Source organism: Hahella sp. HN01 (assembly GCF_018986435.1).
Classification (GTDB): domain Bacteria; phylum Pseudomonadota; class Gammaproteobacteria; order Pseudomonadales; family Oleiphilaceae; genus Hahella.
Genome location: NZ_JAHMIN010000019.1, coordinates 126871 through 150082, shown reverse-complemented (window position 1 = coordinate 150082; position 23212 = coordinate 126871). Strand labels below are relative to the sequence as shown.

12 protein-coding genes are annotated in these 23212 nt (G+C 55.7%); 6 read left to right on the top strand and 6 right to left on the bottom strand.

All coding sequences use genetic code 11. The features are described from left to right. Nucleotides 1-86 precede the first annotated feature (86 nt). The 3 genes from KP814_RS18830 (at nt 87) to KP814_RS18820 (ending at nt 2154) form a co-directional block, all read left to right on the top strand. Nucleotides 87-587 carry a hypothetical protein gene (locus tag KP814_RS18830; RefSeq protein ID WP_216738207.1) on the top strand — a complete coding sequence of 167 codons (501 nt, stop codon included), beginning with the start codon at nt 87-89 and terminating at the stop codon, nt 585-587. Between the two features lie 556 nt (nt 588-1143). After that, complete coding sequence (locus KP814_RS18825; protein WP_216738206.1) at nt 1144-1533, top strand: hypothetical protein; 390 nt, start codon at nt 1144-1146, stop codon at nt 1531-1533. Between the two features lie 228 nt (nt 1534-1761). Beyond that, nucleotides 1762-2154, top strand: a complete 393-nt coding sequence (locus KP814_RS18820) for a DUF4440 domain-containing protein (RefSeq protein ID WP_216738205.1) — start codon at nt 1762-1764, stop codon at nt 2152-2154. Nucleotides 2155-2253: 99 nt separating this feature from the next. Here KP814_RS18820 and KP814_RS18815 read toward each other — a convergent pair whose 3' ends face one another. From KP814_RS18815 to KP814_RS18805, 3 genes are all read right to left on the bottom strand, one after another. Further along, entirely contained in the window at nt 2254-3840 is a 1587-nt protein-coding gene (locus KP814_RS18815) for an ABC-F family ATP-binding cassette domain-containing protein (RefSeq protein WP_216738204.1), read from the bottom strand. A 190-nt stretch (nt 3841-4030) separates the two neighbouring features. Then, nucleotides 4031-4420, bottom strand: a complete 390-nt coding sequence (locus KP814_RS18810) for a nuclear transport factor 2 family protein (protein WP_216738203.1) — start codon at nt 4418-4420, stop codon at nt 4031-4033. A 206-nt stretch (nt 4421-4626) separates the two neighbouring features. Beyond that, nucleotides 4627-5406 (bottom strand): NAD(P)H-dependent oxidoreductase, encoded by a 780-nt coding sequence (locus KP814_RS18805; RefSeq protein ID WP_216738202.1) that lies wholly within the window; start codon nt 5404-5406, stop codon nt 4627-4629. 94 nt (nt 5407-5500) lie between these two features. Between KP814_RS18805 and KP814_RS18800 the strand changes: the two genes are divergently transcribed. Beyond that, the gene (locus tag KP814_RS18800; protein WP_216738201.1) at nt 5501-6409 is read left to right on the top strand and encodes a LysR family transcriptional regulator; all 909 of its coding nucleotides are present in this window, start codon (nt 5501-5503) and stop codon (nt 6407-6409) included. 101 nt (nt 6410-6510) lie between these two features. On the opposite strand, the gene KP814_RS18795 is transcribed toward KP814_RS18800, so the two are convergent. From KP814_RS18795 to KP814_RS18785, 3 genes are read right to left on the bottom strand one after another with little or no spacing between them, the layout of a single operon-like run. Beyond that, entirely contained in the window at nt 6511-7041 is a 531-nt protein-coding gene (locus tag KP814_RS18795) for a phage tail protein (RefSeq protein ID WP_216738200.1), read from the bottom strand. Between the two features lie 18 nt (nt 7042-7059). Next, the gene (locus KP814_RS18790) at nt 7060-7557 is read right to left on the bottom strand and encodes a phage tail protein (RefSeq protein WP_253938472.1); all 498 of its coding nucleotides are present in this window, start codon (nt 7555-7557) and stop codon (nt 7060-7062) included. Nucleotides 7558-7608: 51 nt separating this feature from the next. Beyond that, nucleotides 7609-8124 carry a phage tail protein gene (locus KP814_RS18785; RefSeq protein ID WP_216738198.1) on the bottom strand — a complete coding sequence of 172 codons (516 nt, stop codon included), beginning with the start codon at nt 8122-8124 and terminating at the stop codon, nt 7609-7611. Between the two features lie 403 nt (nt 8125-8527). On the opposite strand from KP814_RS18785, the gene KP814_RS18780 reads away from it, so the two are divergent. Together KP814_RS18780 and KP814_RS18775 are read left to right on the top strand one after the other, a co-directional pair. After that, nucleotides 8528-9349: a sulfotransferase gene (locus tag KP814_RS18780; protein ID WP_216738197.1), complete on the top strand. Its 822-nt coding sequence runs from the start codon at nt 8528-8530 to the stop codon at nt 9347-9349. Between the two features lie 64 nt (nt 9350-9413). Next, nucleotides 9414-23177, top strand: coding sequence for a tandem-95 repeat protein (locus KP814_RS18775; protein ID WP_216738196.1), 13764 nt, complete (start codon nt 9414-9416; stop codon nt 23175-23177). Nucleotides 23178-23212: the final 35 nt, after the last annotated feature.

Genomic DNA, 23212 nt, shown 5'->3' with positions numbered 1-23212 from the left:
TCTGCAAATTAGGTAGGATTGGCGCTGACGCCAATAAAAATCAGGCGCAGGAAACAAGATAGAATATTACCTATAAGAGTATCCCTATGAGCATAGAATCCCTTGTCGGCACATGGCTGCTGGATGGAAGCATTTCCGTCAGCAGTGACATTGCACAGGAGCCGGGCGGCGAGCATGACGACAGAATCAAATCAGGGCTGCGCGGCTCTGGCGAAGAGTTGGTGGATAGAGTCGCTCCGGCTAGCGGGTTGACGTTAACCATAGAACAAAGCGGTTTCTTTACTGAAGAAAAAGAGGGCGAGCCTCAGGTTAAATGGTTCGACACGGACGGCGTTTTGACGCCGCAGGTGGTTCCGTTCAGCGGCGTGGTGAAATCACACAAGTCCGGCGTGTTTCTGCAGGCGGACGACATTCCCTCGTGGGCGGCCCCAACCAATCGATATTCAGTCATTCTCCGCTATGACGATGGCGACACCACCATCAGCGACCAGATTTATCGCGTGGACGATAAACTGGTGCGCACGGTGAATGTGGTGACGGATGAAGCCTATCTTGACCGCACGGTGATTGTTTACAGCAGACTCTAAAAAGCAACGCGGCGACCATCGATGAACAATGGTCGTGGCGAGCTTGTCACTCATCGAAGAAGGGATGCTTCGATAGAACTAAAAATGCGTGCATATAACCGTGCGACTTGCGGGGTCGCTGAGGTTATAAAACAGTTGCATGCAGTGAACGCGGAGCATGGCGGATACGGCGGCTGACCACTCTCATCCTTTGGATAATTGCGGGCGACCTTCTTCTACAGCCCTTTCCAGAGAATCAGCGTATCTATTCGCTCCAGAAAGATTTCCCGGCTAACCTTACACTTATTATCCTGGTCTTCGGCTTTGGAGCAGCCATCTGTTCCATGAAAAGCATTCCTGCTGAGTTGGGCTGCCGTATTATGACTGATTCTGGGAGTTATTTAGAGGTTCCCTAAATATGAAAGATAAAAACAAGGGTATTGGCCTAGGAAAAATGGAAATGACGAGTATTTGGATACTCATGGTAATGTTGTAGAAGAATATCCAAAGTCCGAAGAGTTTTAATGGGTTGTACACATGCCTTATATTGGAAATTAATTTATGAGGTATTCACTTTATGGTTTCTSAAAAATTAATTAAAAATTGCGTTTGTAATCTGAAAGATACTTTGGAATTTCTTTCAGATGAGGTTAAACAGGTTGAATACAAGAAAAATGTTTATTTTGTTCATGTCCCAGATGAATTGCTTGCTCAATGGGAAAACTATATGAGAACGGTTAAAGATGTGAAATGGTTTGGTGAATTATTTAATGAAGAAGAAAAGAAAGTATTATTATTTCTTGATGAATCTATAAAAACGTTTATTGAGAAGAGTGGCGATTCTATTCCTGATGTTGAAGAAATATTAAAAGACCAAGATTGGAAGATTGTTGAGCGGGATGCTAAGGTTGCTATTAGTAAAATAGTGTGGGATGAAAGAATTAAAGGAATAAAAGGGAATAATTAAAAATCAAAATGGAATATGGCTGTGGACGCGTTATAAAAAGAAGAGGTGGTTGTTATTGGAAAATTCCTGAATATACCTGAGGTGGTATTGAGAATAAGTATCTAAATAAAAGAAGGTTCCTTAATTTTCGCGTTATTGGATATTTGCCTCAATGTCCGTATGCGTCTACTTTTTAATCGATAGCCTGAGTGCAATAACAACCCCCTAACTGATGAAGCGGAGGTAAGTATGAACGTTTCAACAGAAGTCCAGGCCGCTATTCTTGCGGCGGAGAAGGTGTTTATGAACACTTTCAGCCAGGGCGACGCCGCTGGCATTGCCGCCTGCTACACCGATAATGCGCAACTGATGCCTCCCCATGCCGACTTTGTGGAAGGGCAGCCGGCGATTCAAGGCGCGTTTCAAGCTTTCATGGACATGGGCGTTAAGGAAATGAAACTGGAGACCCTCGAAGTAGAGGGATATGGGGACGCTGCGTCTGAAGTCGGCAAGTTCGCGCTTGAAGGTGAGGACGGGCAAGTGCTCGATCAAGGCAAATACGTTGTTATCTGGAAAAAAGAAGCCGGGAAATGGAAGCTGCATCGGGACATTTTTAACAGCAGCGTGCCGGTTCCTCAGTAACAGGATCGACGCTTATTGCTATTGGTATGCCGGACTGACTTCATGGGCGATCACGTTTACGCGTGGCGCCCTGAATGACGCCTTTGCGTCATGCCGTATTCAGGCTGCACCGTCCAGGCTTATCTCCCCACTTACGCCTATATCGGCGATAAAGTCCTGATCATGACTGACCACTAACAAGCTGCCGGTGAAATCACGCAGGGCTTGCGCCAACATCAGCCGGGAATCCAGGTCCAGATGGTTGTCCGGTTCATCCAACAACAATAGGGTGTCGCCGGGCTGATGACTGATAGCCAGCATGGCGACTTTCATTTTTTCACCGCCGCTTAAGGTGGCCACGGCTTGGTCCGCTCGCTCTCTCCTCAGTCCAATCCCCGCCAATAGCGTGCGCTGGTCTGTCTCCGACAGATGAGGGCAGAAATGCGCCAGGTTTTCCTGTGCGGACTTGGCGGTATCCAACAGAGTGAAATGCTGGTCCAGATAGCACAGTCCGGCGCGGACCTGAATATCTCCGTGAACAGGCGACAGGCGTCCGGCGATAGCTTTCAGCAAGGTGGATTTACCGCTGCCGTTGGCGCCGGACAGGCGGATTTTCTCTCCAAAATCGACAGAGAAGGTGATGTCGTTTTCCTGTTGGATATAAGGCAGGCGCACTTCGGTGATATCCAGAATGCGGGAGACGCGTTTTTCTGTTTTGCCCAGGGACAGGCTCTGCTGTTTGAGCATTTCATGCTGCTTGTTCAGCTTGCTGAGCTGCTCCTGCGCCTGCGCCATTTGGCGGTTCTGGTTGCTTTCCCGGGAGCCGCCGGCGCGTTCCGCGTCCTGTTTTTTGCTGTTCAGTAGAACCTTCGCCTGACTGCCTGATCGCGCTACCTGCTTGCCCTGGCCGGCCCGTTGCTGCGCCTTTTCCCGGTTCTTTTGCATGGTTTGGCGCATCTGTTTGATCTGCGTCTTTGCATGGTCGATGCGTCGTTCCTGGCTGGCCAGTTCATTGGCGCGCTGTTCGGCGTAAACGTCATAGGCTCCGCCGTAGTGATGCACGCCGAGGCTATTCAGCTCCAGAATGTCGTCCACGCAACGCAGAATATCGCGATCATGACTGATGATCAGAACGCCGCCGTGGAAGCGCCGCATTTGTTCGATCAGCCAGCGTTTGCCCTGTTCGTCCAGGTGGTTGCCTGGTTCGTCGAGAATGAGATAGCCGTAATCGGATTGGAAAAGTTGATGCAGTGCGAGCCGGGTGAGCTGCCCGCCACTCAGAGCCTGACAGGGTAAAAAGGGGTCTACAGGCAGTCCCAGCGCTAATAATTGCTGCTCCAGTTCTTCCCGCAGCAGCCAGTTGTCGCCGATCAGTTCGAAATCATGAGACTCACATCCGCCCTCAGCGACTCGGGAGAGGGCTTCCAGCTTATCGCGAACACCTAGAAAATCGCTGATAGTTTCATGCTGAACAAGCTTTTCCTCCGCGCCAATCTGTCGCAGCCAGCCCACTCGGCAAAAAGTGGTGACCGAACCGGAATAGGGCGTCTTATCCCCTGTCAGCAACGCCGCCAGAATCGACTTACCCGCCCCGTTGCGTCCGACCAGCCCGGTGACTTTATCGTCCAGAGTGAACGTCAGATCGGAAAACAGGGTGTCGCCGTTATCAAAGCGATAAGTTAAGTTTTGCACGCTGATGCTGGCCATAAAACCTCCTGTAAATGGCGGAAAGAGACGCGCCTTGGAATAACGCCAGGAATAGTTCGCTGATGAATGCGTAGCGAAAATGGCGTTGGGCGGCGCGTGGGAAAAACCACAAGTAGAGTAGCTCAAACCGGTTTTTGTTGCTATAGCTAACTCATTAACAAATATAGATATTTTATTTAAGCGTGGCGGTTCAGCGCGTCGCTTCTACGACAGGCAAACTGTCGACAAACTGCTCAAAACTGACGATTTTTCCCTGCTTCAGCGTCCACAGATGCATGACCCGGGCGGTGAAGTGTTTACCGCTCTGTTTATAGACCCCGGAATAATTTCCATAGGCCGCGACTTTGTCATCCTGCGCGACATAGCCTTCCACAGTGAATTGATAGTTATCCCAATCCGCCGCCAGACGCTTAAATACATTCTCAACAATCGCTTCGGGGCCAATGTACGTGCCGGCATAGGGAAACCCAGCGGCTTCCGTCCATCTGACATCCGTCGCCAGATGCTTCAACAAATTACGGCCATTTTCCTCTGAATTGGCGCCTTCATAAGTGCTTTTGATGATATCGAGATTGGTCATAAACCCTCCGCCTGTATTTTGGGTTAATCGGTATGAATTTAAATCAGGGGGAGGGAGTTTAAATTGCACAAAAGAGAGGAAAAACCGGGGAATAGTCAATTCACTGTTGCGTAGAGTGAGCAGGTAAACCTTGTCACTCACTGTTCCTCTCCGAGCTGGCGCATCCATGCGCCCGGTTATTAAGTCATATCGTCGTCATGCTGAAATCACTCACCTACATGCACAGAAAAACCCGTCGCCTGCGGCGCGATTTCTGGTTGCAGCGTCAGCTCTGGAATCCGGTAAGCGCCTTTGTTTTGTTGGCGATAGGGGATGGGTGGAGTGCTCCAAAGAGTGTCGAGTCGCTGTCCGAGTTGGTCGCAGATGTTGGAGAATGTGTCGTCATCGGTGCGGCTGGTGCGATAGACGACGAAGGGCGGCAGCACGTCAAAGCCGGGATAAAATAGGACACCGTGCTGGATGGGGAACAGAATGTCGTCGATGGGGCCGTTAATGCCTCGCGGGCTGTAATGGGATTCCCAGCCTCCCGTTGTGACGATCAACATGGCGCGTTTTCCCGCCAGGGTTCCTTCTCCGTAACGGTCGCCCCAGTGGGAGTCTGAATGCTCTCCCACGCCATAGGCGAAACCGTAGGCGTACACGCGGTCGATCCAGCCTTTTAAGATCGCGGGCATTGAGAACCACCATAACGGGAATTGCAGAATGACGGCGTCAGCCCAAAGCAGCTTTTGTTGCTCCGCTTCGATGTCTTTGCTCTGAACGCCATTCTCGAAGGCGCTTTTGGAATCCATAGACGGATTAAAGCGGTCTTGCGGATTCCGCGCGGTGTTATCCTGGGCATCCAGCGCTGCTTTCCAGTTCATCGCATATAAATCAGAAACCTGAACCTCATGACCCGTGTTTTCGAGACGACGGACAGCGAAGTCTTTGATTGAACCATTCAAGGATTTTGGCTCTGGATGGGCGTAAACCAGTAGAACTTTCATTACAGCTCCTTACGTAGCGTGAAGATTGTGTTCACTCAGAATAAGGAGTGCTAAGGTATTGTTGAAATGAATTTCTGAAATTCCAGGTATTGTTGTGATTAATTTCCACCGATTGGATTTAAACCTTCTGCTGACGCTGGATGTGCTGCTCACGGAACACAATGTGACCCGGGCGTCGGAGCGGCTACATCTGTCCCAGCCTTCTGTCAGCATCCATCTCGCCAAATTGCGGGAATACTTTGATGACCCGCTGCTATTGCCAGGGCCGCGGGGCATGCGTCCCACGGCGAGAGCGGAGGAGCTGCGCGAGCCGCTGCGTCTGGCGTTGGCGTCTTTGGCTGAGGCCGTTGCGCCAACTCGCGACTTTGACCCTTCTGTTGCGAGTCATACCTGGCGCATCGCGGCTTCGGATTACAGCGAGTCAACCGTTTTACAGCCGGCATTGCCCGGTTTACGTGAGCTCTCCCCTGATTCAAGGCTGGCGGTGCTGGATATCGTGCCGGCCATGCTCGCCCGACAGGCGGAGAGAGGGGAGGTTGACCTGATCTTTCACACGACGGAGGACGCGCCGCGAGGGTTGCATCAACAGGCGTTGTTTCAAGAGCGCTATGTGCTGGTGGGGCGCGCAGGCCATACAAAACTCAAGCGCAAGCCGACGCTCAATCAGTTCTGCCGACTGGAGCATGTCATTGTCTCCAAAGATGGAGGCGGATTTTATGGCGCAACGGACGAACAGCTGGCGAAGTCCGGCTTGGAGCGTCGCGTTGTACTCTCCGTGCCTCACTTCCTGTTTCTGAGAGAAGTCATCGCCACTTCGGATCTGGTGGCGATGCTGCCCTCGCGACTTGTCGCCGACAACGACAAATACCGCGTCGTTGAACCTCCGGTGGAGATACCGGGGTTCGAAATGTCCATGTTCTGGCACGAACGTTCGCACAGAGACCCTGCGCATGAGTGGTTGCGGGAGTATTTCGTCAGGGAAGTGGGGAGTACAATTCAGTGATGATAATTACTTCGTTATTAATAGGTTAGAGGCACTTGGGAAAATGACGCTTTACTAAGAAGTGAAAGGGCGCGTAGCGCCCTTTTTGCGGCGTATGTTGACTAGTTGCGCTGTGGAAACACTCCGTCTAGCGCAATGCAAAATGGTATGGACAGAAAGGGCTGTTTATTTTCATGTCCTGCCGATGCGCCAGTGACTGCAAGCATCTGGTTAGACATGGTAACCAGCGTACCCAAAGGAGGCTGCTTGTAGTCTGGCTGGACGTCACCTCCCTGATACGCAAATAACTGGTTTCCGGGCTCAGGTGTGGTTCCTGCGCTGGTCACCGCGCTTAACGTATGATTATGAGAGGGAATTTGACTGGATGTCAGCTGGATCGTAGAGTTGCCGCCGCTTTGCCCAGGTTGGTATCCACTCAGCCCAGTCCCTGTTCCCCAAGCAATAGTGGCGCGTCCCTGCAAGTTTGGAAGACCGAAATTAGTCGCGCCATTTCCTCCGTAAAGAGTGCCAATGACGGCATATAACCCAGGGTTTTGGCTAATTGGATATATTTGTCCGCTACAGTACGCCCAGTTTGCAGGTGCGAATTGATAGGTGAACATGCGGATTTCGCCGTAAAACGGGTCAGACATGGCTCCTTGCTCCTATAGTTAGTTGCGGGTCGGGTATGTTCCGTTCATGGAAATTATAAAAGCCAGTGCGAGATAGGGCATGATGTTAGAGTGTGCTCCATCTCCGCTGTTGTTGCCGATCGCTTGCGGCGATAAGGTCGTAATGCTTGTCGGGTCTGTCGTCGTTGTATAGAAACTGACGTCTGTGACTCCTGTCACTTGGTTCGACGGACTGACATTCGTTGTCACTGCGTTGTTAGACGCCTGCAGGGCGTGCGTATGAGAAGGGATATTCGCCATGGTCAGCGTCACCGTTTCCGTACCCGTGACGCTACCCAATGGTCGAGGGGTCAATCCCGACCCGGTTCCAGTGTGAATGGGCGCGCGCCCTCGCATGTCCGGTAGTGCAAAACTTACTGTTCCGTCTCCTCCGTAGGCTGTTCCCAGCAGGCTGTATAGAGCGGACTGCTGAGCAATGGTAAGGACTTGTCCGTTACAAAAGCTCCACTGCACCGGAACAAAAGGTCCTGCGAACATTCTGATTTCACCAAGAAAAGAATCTGACATGATGCATCTCCTTTGCTGTGACTAGTTGCGTTGAGGGTATGCGCCGGATAACGCGATACAGAAATTAATCGTCAGCGACGGCTGCATGTTAGCGTGAGGCGTTACGCTGCCGCTGCTTCCGCCATTAAAGCCAATCGCTTGCGAGTTCATTGTGGTCAGATTGTCTGCAGAGCAGTAAATATCTGGTGTTTCAGCGAATATGCGGTCGTTTTTGGGGCCGCCTTTATCCGCAGGAGACGATGAGGCGTAAACGGGGTGGATATGAGCCCCCATGGTGGACTCAGTAATAGTGACTTGCTCTAATCCGCCGGTGACGCCTACTTGGGAGGAATATGACGCGCCGAGGTGAACTGGCGTTCGTCCACGAAGATCTGGTAGCGCATAGGTTGATGTGCCGTTTCCACCAAAGAAAGTGCCAATGAGAGAATACAATGCCTGGTTTTGGGTGATTTGTTGGATCTGGCCATTGCACTGCGCCCAGCTTTCAGGTGGAAAGCCAAATCCCATCATGCTTATTTGTCCGATATACGGAGTCATCGAGGCGTCTCCTTGTTTGATCCTTGTACAGCCCTGCTGCGCCGACAGGACGTCAGCCAACAGGTTGGTATCGAGAGTACTAAACAGCCGGAATGGTCTGCATTTAAGGAAATGCGTAAAGGGAAGATTAGTTGGCGTTTTTTTAAGCAGCAAGAAAGTCAGACTCAGGCATGTTCAAGCGCTGGTTACTACGTTTTCAAAATGCATGTTGATATTGCCCCCCTATCTCCCATTCACACTCTCACCCACTTTATTTCTTTTTTACTCACGGCTTGCGAAATACCTGAGTGCTCTATACTTGATCATATTCTGAACACAATAAAAATCAGGTCGAGATGGATTGGAAATCCTCTTCGGAGAGAGGTCATATCTCGGTCCAGGGTTGGGAGACAGTATCTATTTCATGGAAAGCCAGGTTCACTTCATTGCAGGATTGCCCCGGTCGGGGTCTACGCTTTTATCCGCTATTCTCAGACAAAATCCCCGTTTTTACGCCGCAATCAGCAGCCCGATTTGCGCTCTGATGAGTGGATGCCTGGAGCAGATGGGCGCGGAGTCGGAGTTCTATACGCTGTTTGACGAAAACCGGCGCCGGCTGATCTGCAGGGGGATTTTTGACGCCTACTATCAGCCGAATGCGGACTATGCGTTAATTTTCGACACCAATCGCATGTGGCCCGCCCGTCTGTATCAATTGGTGGAGCTGTTCGATAACTTCAAAGTGATCTGCTGTGTGCGTAATCCTGCGTGGGTCATGGACAGCTTTGAAAGGGTGTGTCGCTCCAATCCGTTTGAATACAGTCGCATGTTTAATCCGCAGAGCCGACAGACCGTTTATACGCGATGTGAAGCGCTCGCCGCGGAAAGCGGTTCGGTCGGCATGGCGTTAACGGCGCTGAAAGAAGCGTTCTATGGCGAGTTGTCCGACCGGCTGTTATTGATCGATTACGATCTGTTGACCCAATACCCCCAGAAAACCATATCTCTCCTGTATCAGTTCATTGAGCAGCGAGAATTTCCCCATGATTTCGACCACGTTGAATTCGACGCCGATGAATTTGATCACGCCATCGGCGTAAAAGGTCTGCACCGGGTGAAGAAGAAAGTGGAGTTTCGCCCCAGGCCCAGCATTTTGCCTCCCGATCTTTTCAAGAAATACAGTGAGTTGGCGTTTTGGCTTGATACCTCCGGGACCAATGCGAGTTGCATCGCGCCCAAGCAATAGCAGCGTCAGGCGAAGACTTATGGATAACACGGACATCTGCGATGTCCGATAGCGAGTCAGACTTATGAATAGATTTCTGCTGAATGGATTAACCTCTGTCTTTGTTTCCCTGGGACTGAGCGGCGCTTCACATGCGGGCTTGGGCGCAGGCGGTGGGTATTCCTATCAGGGCGGACGGCGGGGAAGTTCTGGCGGGGCCTATGCCGGATTGCTGGCGCAGGGTTCTGCTGCGGCGCTGCCTGTCGGAAATGCGTTGTCGGCGGGATGGGAGCGCACTCCCGCGCCACGCTCAACGGCTGACGAACTGGAGCTGGCCAACGCCACGGCGACCAAAGAGCTGGTGATTATCGACGCCGCCGTGCCTGAGAAGCATCGAATCTATGAACAGCGGGCGGCGGGCGTGGCGTTTGAAGTATTGCGCGAGGGAGAAAGTGGTCTGGCGCAGTTAACGGCGATTCTGTCTCGCTATCGCAACCTTGAGGCCCTGCATATCTTTTCCCATGCTCAGGATGGGGCGCTTTACCTCGGCGACTCTGTGGTCAACAAGGAGGCGCTAAGCCAGGAGATCAACACGCTGGCGTCCATGGATCGGGCGATGAAGGATGGCGCGGACGTCATGTTTTATGGCTGTAATCTGGCGCAGAGTGAAAAAGGGGAGGCGTTGCTGGAGCTGGTGTCCGCAGCCGCTCATGTGGACGTCGCCGCCTCCAACGATCTCACTGGCGCGGAAGGACTGGGCGGCGATTGGGACCTGGAAATCAAAAAAGGCGACATCAAAACCAGGCCGCGTTTCGACTCTATCGCGATGGTGGATTACACCTCGATATTGCCATTCAGCGGTACGCTGGCCCTGGGCAATATGCCGACAGGTTACGCCAACGCCAAAAGCTACACGATCAGCGGCACCTCATACACTATCAAAGTTAAATCCGGCGGCAGCGGCTCCAAAGATCTGTACAACTACAACACCGGGTATGTCTACGTTTCCACTAACACGTCTTTGCAAACCACGACCAGCGTTTATTTCACCGGCGGCGAAACCTTCAGTCTGAGCAGCATCTATATCTATCAAGGCTTTGGCGCCCCTACCAAAACGATCAGGATCACCTCCAGCAAAGGCGGAACCCAGGATTCATCCGGCCCGGTCAGCGCCAGTTCGGGAACCACGATCAGCTTTTCCGGCGCGCAGTGGACGGACATCACCAGCTTTACGATCCAGTATGCCGACAGCACCACCATGCACTGGGTGAAGCTGGATAATATCGCCCTCACCAACCTGCAATCCGGGAAAGATTCCGACGGAACCCTGACCGCCTCCGCCGTCGTCACGGAACCTGTGGGGTTAAGCTCCACCGTGGACACAGCCGGGGAGGCGGTGAATCTGTTCGACTTCACCCTGACGGATGGCGGAGGTGGGGATGGCCTGCCCATGACCGTCAGTCAGGTCGTCCTGAATGTCACCGGCACCAGCTCGGATACAGAGCGAGGCAATATTATCTGGCGACTGAACGGAAATGACGCCAGCTTCGTCGCCGGCAGCTACAACGGCGCCTCGGACACCGTCACTTTTTCCAGCCTGAGCATTTCCGTTGCGGACAATAGCAGCGAAACTTACACAGTCAGCGGCTATTACGGGACCCCCACAGGGTTAACCGAAGATCACACCATTATTCTCAGTGTGGATGGCGATAGCGATCTTGTGGTGGGGGCATCCGGCACGCAGATGGCGAGCGGTCAAAGCGCTGTCACCAATGGTTCCGGCACAACGTTGGATATCGTCGCGTCCCAGCTGACGTTTTCGACACAGCCAGCGGGCTCCACCTCAGGCTCGGCGCTGACTACGCAACCGGTCGTGGCGGCGACGGATATTTTCAGCAACGTGGATGTGGATTACGCCAGCGACATCAGTCTGTCTGAATCCAGCAGCGGCGTTTTGTCCGGCACAACGACAAAGACGCCCGTCATCGGCGTCGCCACCTTTACAAACGTGGCCTACACCGCCACAGCGGACCAGGAAAACTTTGCTTTAACCGCCACCGCTTCTGGTCTCAGCAATGGGACGTCCAATACCGTTACTTCGGATGTGGTGGCGACCCAGCTGATATTTTCCACGCAGCCGGCGCCGACCAGTATTGATAGCGGCTCTTCCACCAGCTTTACCACCGTTCCGGTAGTGCAGGCGGTGGATGGCTCCAGTACGCTGGATGTCGGTTATAGCACGAATATTGCGCTTAGCGTAACGGACCCTAACGATGGCGTGCTGGATGGAACCGTCAACAGCATGTCGGGAACCGGCGACGGCGACGGCTCCGGAACCACGGTCACGCTCACGCCCAGCAGCGGCTCCGCCACTTATACCAACCTGGCGTTGCAGTACACCAACGGCGGCGCCACCGATACCATTGCGCTGAAAGCCACTTCAGGCGGGCTAAGCAGCGCAAACAGCTCGTCCATCACCTCCACCATTAATAACGCTCCCGTCATCTCCAATCTTAACGGTGATTCCGTCTCCTGGGCTGGCGTTGGAGGAACCGTGAATCTCGACTCTGGCGGTGACGCCAGCGGCAGCGATACGGAGCTGGATGCCCTCAATGGCGGCAATGGAGACTACTCCGGCGGAACCTTGACCGTACAGCGGGTTGGCGGCGCCGTCACCAGCGATCTGTTCGGGTTTAACACCAGCGGCGCTGCGTTTACGGTCAATGGGAGTGATTTGCAATCTTTAGGGCAAAGCTTCGCCTCATTCACCAACGCCAATGGCGTATTGTCGATCACGTTTAACAGCTCCAGCACTACCGCGACGACGGCGCTGGTATCGAATGTCATGAGCCGTATCACCTATCGCAATGATACACCGGGAGGGAACGCCGCAATCCGCTTCACCTTAAGCGATGGCTCCAAGTCCACCACCGCGGACGCCACCGTGCAGTCCGACAGCATCTACATCACTAACACCACTGATACGGCCTCTATCGATCAGACCAATGGGGTAAGTTTCAGCGAAGCTATCGCCATCGCCAATGCGGACGTAACGGGTACGCAAACTTTGATTCTCGCCAGCACCATGGCGGGGCAGACGATATCCGCTACATCTGCTTCCAGTCTGGCGGAGAGCCTGACTCTGGACCTGGATTCAGCCACCGGCGCCACCATCTCTGGCGGAACGCTGACCCTGGGCGGCGGCGTCACGCTGACAATGAATAACGGCAGCGGCGACACAGGGTCCATTGGAACCATATTTGCAGGTACCGGCAGCCTGAGCAAAACCGGCGCGGGCACGCTGACGCTGACTGGAATTCAGACTTATAGCGGCGCCACCACGATTAGCGTAGGCGCACTCAGCATCGCGTCTGACAGTAATGTGGGAAGTGGGCAGCTGGTGTTGAACGGAGGGACACTGGATGTGACTGGATCGACCACGATCAACAACGCCATCAATGTCGCGGCGGACAGCACATTCAGCGTCAGCAGCAGTGTCACTGCCTCCGGTTTGTTGTCAGGTTCCAACGCTTTGACGAAAATCGGCGCGTCAACGCTGACGCTGTCGAACACGGGGAACTCAGCCTCTTTCAGCGGCGCGATCACTGTCTCGGCGGGAACGCTGGCGATTTCCAGTGACGCTAATCTCTCCAGCAGCGCCATTACGCTGGATAGCGGTTCGCTGAACCTGACAGGCGCAACCTTTACCGTCGATAACTCCATCGTACTCGGGGCCGGAGGCGGCACAGTTACGGCGTTGGGCGGCGCCAAGGTTCTGTCGGGCGTGGTTTCAGGGAGCGGCAGTTTCTCTAAAACCGGCGGTCCTGCATTGACTTTGTCAGGCGTTAATACTTTTTCCGGCGGGGCTTCTATTAACGGAACAAACGGTTTGATTGTCACAGATAGCTCCAATCTGGGGTCAGGTAATGTGACATTAAAACTTAATAGCCTTCTCAGTGTGACGGGGTCGGGTGTCACCATCGCCAATAACCTGACCATGGAAGACAGCGCCACGTTGAGCAACGCTAACAATATTACCTGGTCTGGCGTGATCAGCGGCTCCGGCTCCCTGACCAAATCCGGAGCGGGAACATTGACGTTATCTGGCTCCCAGACCCAGACAGGCGGGCTTAACGTCACCGCAGGAAGCGTCAGTATCGCCGGAGACGGCAACCTCGGGTCAGGTACGCTGACGCTGGATGGCGGCTCACTCATTGTGACCGGCTCCGGGGTAACTATCGACAACGCTCTCAGCCTGGGCGCCAGCAATGGGACGATCAGCCACGCCAACGCGTTAACCTGGTCCGGCGTGATCAGCGGCTCAGGCGGACTGACTAAAACCGGTGCGGGAACGCTGACGCTGAGCGCAACCAACACCAATACCGGGTCCATAGCTCTTTCCGCTGGAACCATGGATGTCAGCGGCGCTGTCGGAGGCGCAGTCAGCGTCGCCAGCGGAACCACCCTGCAGGGCGAGGGCTCCATCAGTGGTCTGGTGACCGTGAACAGCGGCGCTACGCTGCAGATAGGAAGCTCCCCCGGCGATCTCACCCTGGGTAACGGTCTCACCGTTAACAGCGGCGGAACGCTGGTGACGCGCATCAACGGTACCACAGCCGGCTCCAGCTATGATCAATACAATGTCACCGGTACAGTCACTCTGGGCGGAACCTTGAGCGTCATCGGCAGTTACACCGGCAGCGGCGGCGAAAGTTTCGTGATCATTAGTAATGACGCCAGCGATGCTGTCAGCGGCATTTTCAACGGGCTGTCAGAAGGGGATAAATCCACGACGCTAAATGGTCTGCCGCTGACCGTAAGCTATCTCGGCTCCAGCGGCAACGACGTCGCACTTTCCATTGTGGCGCCCACCGTCACTGACGCCAAGATTTCCATATCCGGCGGCTCTGGAACCAGCGGCGCATATAAAATTGGCGATACCGTCACCGCCATCTGGGATGACACGGGCTCCGGCGATAACAATGGCGATATCACTGGCGTAAATGTTAACTTCTCCGCATTCGGCGGGGGCTCTTCCGTCGCCGCCAGCAATTCGGCGAATACCTGGACCGCGACCTACCTGATTACGTCCGGCTCAATTGACGGAACCAACCTGAATGTATCCGTCACGGCGACGGATGTAGACGGTCTCAGCAAAACCACCGCGGACACCACTGGCGCCACGGTGGATAATGTGGCGCCGTCGGTGACTTCCGGCAATATTTCCCTGTCCGGCGGCTCTGGAACCAGCGGCGCATACAAGACTGGCGATATCGTCACCGCTACCTGGAACAATACCAGCGGCGGAGAGAATAACAGCGACACTATCAGCAGCGTGAGCGTCGACTTCTCCGCCTTTGGCGGCTCTTCCGTCGCCGCCAGCAATAGCTCCGACACATGGACGGCGACCTACACCATTCTCTCCGGCGCCATCGACGCGACAAACCAGAATGTCACCGTCACCGCTACCGACAATGCCGGCAACACCAAAGCCACCGCTGGCGCGGATAATGTCACGGTGGATAATGTTGCGCCGACGCTGACCGACGCCAAGGTCTCAATTTCGGGCGCCACCGGAACCAGCGGGGCCTACAAGATTGGCGATATCGTCACGGCAACCTGGAACGACACCGCCGCGACGGGCGACAATAACAGCGACACGATTAGTACTGTGACCGTAAACTTCACCGCCTTTGGCGGCGGGGCCCCAGTCAGCGCTTCCAACAGCAGCGACACCTGGACGGCGACCTACACGCTGGTCGCCGGGGCTATCGACAGCAGTAATCTGAATATCTCCGTGACCGCTACGGACAACGCGGGTAACACCGCCTTCGTTTCGGACACCAGCAATGCGACTGTGGATACCCAGGCGCCGACAGTTTCCTCCGTTACCTCGTCAACCGGCAACGGGTCTTATAAAGCGGGAGATGGCGTGTCTATCCAAATCCTGTTCGACCAATCCGTGTTCGTCTCCGGCACGCCGCAATTGCAGTTAGAAACCGGCGCAACCGATCAAAACGTCAATTACGCCTCCGGTTCCGGCGGCTCTACGTTGAATTTCGCCTATACTGTGCAGTCCGGCGATACCAGTACGGATCTGGATTACACAGGAACCGGCGCGCTTGGCCTGAATGGCGGGTCTATTGTCGATGACGCAGGTAACGAAGCGACCCTGACTTTGGCCGTCCCTGGCGCGACGAATTCCCTGGGCGCTAACAAAGCGCTGGTAATTGACACCACGGCGCCGACTCTGAGTTTGATCACGCCCGTTACGACGCCGACCAATGACAATACGCCCAATATCACCTTCAGCACAGATGAAGCAGGAGCGCTCAGTCTGGGCGGCAGTTGCGGCACCAGCAGCTCTTTGACTATCGGCAGTACGGGCAATCACAGCATTACCCTGACGCAGACCGACAACAGCAGCGCGTTGTCGGATGGAACCTACAGCGACTGTACCGTTACCGTCACTGACGCGGTCGGCAACGCCAGTACGGCATTGGCGGTTACGGCGTTCACGGTGGATACCACAGCGCCCAGCGGGCATAGCGTCAGCTTTGACGACAGCACAATTAACGCCAGTGAAGCCGCCAGCCAAAGCTTTACTTTCGCCAGTGCGGAGGTCGGCGCGAGCTATAGCTACAGCATCAGCAGCTCCGGCGGCGGAACGACGGTTACCGGAAACGGGACCATCACCAGCGCCAGCCAGCAGGTGAGCGGGCTCAACCTGTCAGGACTGAATGACGGCACATTAACCCTGTCCGTGACCTTGACCGATCCCGCCGGCAACGCCGCTACAGCAGTTACGAACACCACCACGCTGGACAAAACGGCTCCGGCGGGGCATAGCGTGAGCTTTGACGATAGCGTCATAAACGCAAGTGAAGCCTCGAGCCAAAGCTTTACTTTCGCCAGCGCGGAGGTGGGCGCGGGCTACAGCTATAGCATCACCAGCGCTGGAGGAGGAACGCCTGTAACAGGATCAGGATCGGTCAGTAGCGCCAACCAGCAGATATCAGGCGTCAATCTCAGTGGACTGTCCGACGGGACCCTGACACTGTCCGTCACCCTGACTGACGCCGCCGGCAACGCCGCCACGGCGGTTACCAATACGACGTCTCTGGACCAGACTGCGCCCAGCGGTCAGAGTGTGAGCTTTGACGACAGCGTTATTAGCGCCAGTGAGGCCGTGAGCCAGAGCTTTACTTTCGCCAACGCGGAAGTAGGGGCGAGCTTCAGTTACAGCGTTTCCTCCAGCGGAGGCGGAACGCCAGTTACTGGTAGCGGTACAGTGACTAGCGCGGGCCAACAGGTTTCCAGTCTAAACTTGTCTGGCTTGAATGATGGTGCGCTGACCTTGTCGGTGACTCTGAGCGACACGGCTGGCAATGCCGCCAGCGCTGTTACGAATACGGCGACACTGGACCAGACTGCGCCCAGCGGACATAGCGTCAGCTTTGACGACAGCACAATTAACGCCAGTGAAGTCGCCAGCCAGAGCTTTACTTTCGCCAGTGCGGAGGTGGGCGCGAGCTATAGCTACAGCATCAGCAGCTCCGGCGGCGGAACGACGGTTACCGGAAACGGGACCATCGCCAGCGCCAGCCAGCAAATCACCAGTCTGGATCTGAGCGGACTTGCTGACGGAACCCTGACTCTGTCGGTCATTTTGACGGATACCTCCGGCAACGCCGCAACGGCTGTCACTAATACCGCAGCGCTGGATACAACAACGCCCAGCGGGCACAGCGTCAGTTTTGACGATGGCGCGATCAACGCCACGGAGGCCGCCAGTCAGAGCTTCACTTTCGCCAGTGCGGAGGTGGGCGCGACATTCAGCTATAGCATTTCCAGCTCTGGTGGCGGAACCAACGTGACAGGAAGCGGCTCACTCACCAGTGCGACGCAGCAGGTGACCGGGGTGAATGTGAGTGGACTCTCCGACGGGACATTGACCCTGTCTGTGGTGGTCACTGACGCCAGCGGCAACGCCGCTACCGCCGTAACCGCCAACGCCACGCTGGATGCGACGGCCCCGACGCTGGCGGAAACCACCGCCGTGTTGACGCCGACCTCCGACACCACCCCGAATGTAGGTTTCTCCACTACCGAGGCGGGAACCCTGGCGGTGGGCGGTAGTTGCGGCAGCGCAGCGGAAGGCGCCGTGCCCTCGGGAACGCAGACAATCACGTTGACAGGGACGGATAACAGCAGCGTCCTCGCGGATGGAACCTATTCCGATTGCACGCTGACAGTGACTGACGCCGCCGGCAACGCCAGTGCGGCGCTGACCCTGACCAGCTTCACGGTTGACTCCACCGCGCCCTCCGGGTTCTCGGTGGCCTTCAACGATACGCTTATCAACGCCAGCGAAGCCAGTGCGAGCACCTTTGTATTTACCTCCGGCGAAACGGGTTCAGAGTATAACTACAGCGTGACTTCCAGTGGCGGTGGAACCGCCGTGACTGGCTCTGGAACCTTGAGCAGCGCAAGCCAGAGCATTACCCTCGCCAGCCTGTCCGGGCTGAGCGATGGTTCGTTGACGCTGTCCGTAACGTTGACGGATGTCAGCGGCAACGTCAGCGCTGCGCAGACCGCCGCCGCCACACTGGACGCCACCGCGCCGACTCCGAGTCTCAGCAGCACGGCGTCTGACCCGACCAATGCGGCGTTCACCGTTTCCATAAGCTTTGGCGAGACTGTCAGCGGCTTCGTGGTTAGCGATATTGTCGCCGGCAACGCCAGCCTGAGCAGTTTCACGGACAATGGCGGCGGCAGCTACAGCGTGACAGCGACGCCATCTGCAGATGGAACTGTCACCCTGGATATCTCCGCCAGCGTGGCTCAGGACACCGCCGGCAACGCCAACGCGGCGGCGACGCAGTTCAGCATCGTCTACGACGGCACAGCGCCGACGCCGGTGATCAGCTCCTTCGCCAGCAATCCAACTAACGCTGCGTTCTCCGCCACCATCGCATTCGGCGAAACCGTGAGCGGATTTGCAGTCAGCGATATCGTCGCCGGCAACGCGAGTTTGAGTGGGTTTACCGATAACGGTAGTGGTAACTACAGCGTCACGGTTACACCGACCGCTGATGGTTCCGTCACCCTGGATATCGCCGCCAGCGCGGCCCAGGATACCGCTGGAAATAATAGCGCGGCGGCGACTCAGTTCAGCCTCAGTTACGATGGCAGTGGGCCCACGCTGAGCAGTTCAACGCCGGCCAACGGCGCTGTGGATGTGGAATATAACGCGACCCTGTCCTTGACCTTCGATGAGGATGTAGCGACAGGCAGCGGGTCTGCGACACAGATCAGCCTCTATCGCTCCGCCGATGATGAGCTGGTGGAAGCGATTGAAGTCAGCTCTTCTCAGGTGGTTATCAGCGGCGCCACAGTCACCGTTGACCCGACCGATAATTTCACGCCAAACCAGGGCTACTATGTGCGCATCGGCGCGGAAGCATTGACCGATACTCTGGGCAACGCCTACGCCGGTTTGACCAGCGGATTGTCTTTCACTGTAGGCAATCATGTTCCAGACGCGGCGGCGGATACGGCGACGACGGATGAAGATGTCGCTGTTTCCATCAAAGTGCTTAACAACGACACGGATGTGGACAGCCAGATCAACCCAGCCAGCGTTCTCGTGACTGCCGCCCCGAGCCATGGCGTCGCCAAGGTGAGCGTAGCCTCAGGTGTCGTCGTCTATGAGCCCGAGGCTGACTATAACGGCGCCGACAGCTTTAGCTATACCGTAGAGGATGTGCATGGCGGCGTTTCCGCTGCGGCCTTGGTATCTATTACGGTAGGGGCGGTCAATGATGCGCCGATAGCGGTGGCGGATGTCGCAGCTACTAATACAGGCGCGCCTGTATCCATAGATGTCGCCGCTAATGATACCGATATTGATGACGCGGTGGATGCGACCACGCTGACGATTGTCGCTACGCCTTCACAGGGCGCTGCGGTCGTAAACGCAGGTAAGATCGACTACACGCCGGTTGCTGGTTTTAGCGGTAGCGACAGTTTCTCCTACACAGTGAAAGACGGGCAGGGGGCTTTGTCGAATGTGGCGATAGTCATCGTCAACGTAAATGGCTCCAACGTCTTGCCAAATGCCGCCAATGACAGTGCGACGACGGATGAGGATACGGCCGTCGATATTGCTGTGCTGGATAACGACACCGATTCAGACGGCGTATTGCAAGCGTCCACCGTTACGCTTATCGCGAACGCGTCCCACGGCGCCGCAACGGTTAACGCCACTACCGGCGTCATACGTTATGAACCCGAAGAGAATTACCATGGCGCGGACAGCTTTACCTACATTGTGAAGGACAACGGCGGCTCTGCTTCCAATATCGCCACGGTCGCCGTGACGGTTAACAGCGTCAATGATGCGCCGGTCGCGAAGAATGATGCAGCGAGAATATTGGAAGTCAGCGCGCATGCGATCAATGTATTGGCCAATGACATGGATGTGGATGGCGTGTTGCAATCCGCGACGGTGGAAATCGTGGCGGCGCCATTGCATGGCGTCGTTAATATCAATGTCAGCACTGGCGCTGTCAGTTATACACCGTCCTCGACTTTTAGCGGAACGGATCAGTTCCAATATCGTGTGAAGGACGACAGCGACGCCTTGTCGAACACCGCCACCGTGACGCTGACAACCGGCTCCTTGAACGACGCGCCGCTCGCCAATAACGACAGTGCTACCACCAATGAAGACGCGGCCGTAGTGATCGAGATTCTGGATAACGACCAGGATGTGGACGGCGTACTGGACGCCTCCGCCATCAGTATCGAAAGCGCGGCAGGCAAAGGCGCGGTGACGGACAATGGCGACGGCACGCTGACCTACACGCCTGACGCCAATGTGTTCGGCTCCGACAGCTTTGAGTACAGCGTGAAAGATGACGCAGGCGACAGCTCCAACACTGCGACGGTGACTATCGCGATTGCGCCGGTCAACGATGCCCCGACGATCAGTGGAACGGCTACGGCCTCCATTCTGGAAGGGCAGGCCTACAGCTTCACCCCGACGCTGGTTGATGTAGACAGCGGCGCATTGACTGTGACCGCGACGAACCGCCCGAGCTGGCTGAGTCTGAACGCAACGACGGGCGCACTGACTGGAACGCCCGCCGTCGGCAGCGCCGGCGTCTACAGCGGCATTGTCCTGAGCGTCAGTGATGGACAGGCCTCTGCGTCCCTGGCGGCGTTCAGCATCACCGTCATTGGCGACAACGATACAGACGGCGTCGCCAATGATGTCGATACGGATGACGACAACGACGGCATGAGCGACAGCTTCGAGTTGCTATATGGCTTTAATCCTTTCGACAGCAGCGATGCCGCTGGAGACTTGGATGGAGACACTATCAGCAATTATCAGGAGTTCGTGGACAACACCAACCCGAACGACGCCAACGATTACGTCGATATTACGCCGCCAGTGGTGGTCGCGCCGGAAGACATTACTATCGACGCGATCGCGCTGTATACGCCGGTCACGTTGAGACAGATGTTGGGCCTGGCGTCCAATGCGTCTGACTCTGATGTGGAGGCCATGCTTGCGGTGCTGGCGACGGATAATGTGGATGGCGCCGATTGCTGCAGCGTGCGGGCGCAGGGGCTGTTGAACAATACCGCACTGCTGCCGCCGGGACGTAATCTCATCACCTATCGCGGCGTGGACCGTAAAGGCAATGCGGCGACCGCCACCCAGGTCGTCAACATTCGGCCGCTGGTGTCGGTGAATAAGGATCAGATCAGCGTAGAGGGCGCGACCGTGCAGTTCAGAGTGATTCTGAATGGACAGTCGCCGTTCTATCCGCTGACGATTCCTTACGTCATCGACAGTCTGAGCACCGCCTCTTCCAGCGATCATAATCTCGTCGACGGCAGCGTCACCTTCACCAAGTCCGGCAATCTCGGGCAGACGGAGGCCAGCGTCAGCATTACGCTTACCGCCGACAGCATTACGGAGAATGATGAACGCCTCATTATTCGTCTGGATGACCGCACCACCAATGCGGAAGATCTGGCGGGTGGTTATGATCCGACCAATATCTACGACATCAACGCCGGTGCGAAAATCAGGCATGTCATCACCATTGTTGAACGCAATGTGGCGCCGGACGTTACGCTGCGCCTGCGTCAAAACGGTGTGGACACCATTCAGGTCACCCCGGACGGAGGGCCGGTAACGGTTGTTGCGACAGTCACTGATCCGAATCCGGGCGACACGCACACCTACAACTGGAGCGCCACGGACAACTCGCTGGTGGATACGGATGGCAACGCCAGCAACGCTCAACTGGTGTTCAGTCCCGCCAGTCTCGCCAGCGGTCGCTATAAAGTGCAACTGACCGTCGCGGACGCCAGCAACGCCACTGATGAAGCCAAGCTGTATTTCCGTGTAGTAGCGGCGCTGCCAACGCTTGATCCGACGGTAGATTCGGACGGCGATGGCGTGAACGATGCGGAAGAAGGTGTTGCTGACGGCGACGACGATGGCATACCGGATTATCTGGATAACATCACCGCCACCAACGTACTGCCGGAAGTAGCGTCGGAAACCAGCTCTTATCTGGTGGAATGCGACCCTGGCGTGCGTTGTCGCCTGGGGCAATTCGCCATTCTGGGCTCCAACGGCGGCGCGCGACTGGAGCCGGAAGAATTGCAGACGCTGCCAGACATTAACACGGACGATTTGTTTGAGCCCCAGGGCGGCGTGTTTGACTTCGAAGTGCATGATCTGGCCACACTGGGTCAAAGCGTTCGCGTCGTGTTGCCGCAAGACGAGCCGTTGCCGGAGGGAGGCGTCTATCGGAAGTTCCAGAACAATAACTGGACGACATTTGTGGTCGACGCCAACAACGAGCTGCACTCCGCACCGGGTAATCCGGGGTATTGTCCGCCTCCGGGAGACGACAGTTGGGAAGTAGGACTGATCAGTGGATATTACTGTCTGCAATTGACCATCGAAGATGGCGGACCCAACGATGCGGATGGACTGGTCAACGCCGCCGTGGAAGACCCTGGCGTTGTGGCGGTGGACAAGCGGACGCCTTCCGACATAGATAGCGAGGGTGGCGGTTCCGGCGGCGGCGCTATTAACTGGACGCTATTGTTAGCGCTGCTGGGGCTGAGCATTCTGTCCCGGCGCTACCTGCAATTGCGCGCATCAGTCCTGGCGGCGTTTCTGATGGTCAGCCTGGGCGCGCCTGACGTCTCCCAGGCGGCGGACTGGGAGGCCATGAAGACGCGCTTGATGGACCGCGGATACCTTGAGTTTGGCGCTTATCACGCCAGCGGCTCCCAGGAAGCGGGAGAGTTCAAGCGCGGCCTGGAAAGCGAAGACGTTACAGTGAGCATCAACAACTATGACGTCTCCCGCTACGGCTATCAGTTCCTCGCCGGCTATCGTTATCACCCCTATATGGCGGCGGAAATCGGCTTTCTGGATCTCGGCAATGTCAAAGTCAGCATGAGCGCCAGCGCGCTGACCTCGGAAGCGCTCAAAAACGCCGTTGAAAAGCACTATCCCGTCAGCGGTTCCGGTTGGACGCTCTCCAACCGCTTCCTATGGCCCGTGCGGGAACAAATCACCCTTTCAGCGGAAGTCGGACTGTTCCTCTGGGAAGGCGACATCCAACTCAGCGGCGCCGACATCAATCCCGACCTCAAAGGCGACACCGACCCCATACTGGGCCTCGGCCTCAACTACCGCCTCCACAAAAACATCGACGCCTCTATACGCCTGAAACGCGCATTCTTCGATGGCCAGCATGTGGACTTGCTGGGAGTAGGGGCGGTCTGGCGGTTTAAGGGGTATTGATAATAGATTGACCTTGAATGTGATGCATACATCCG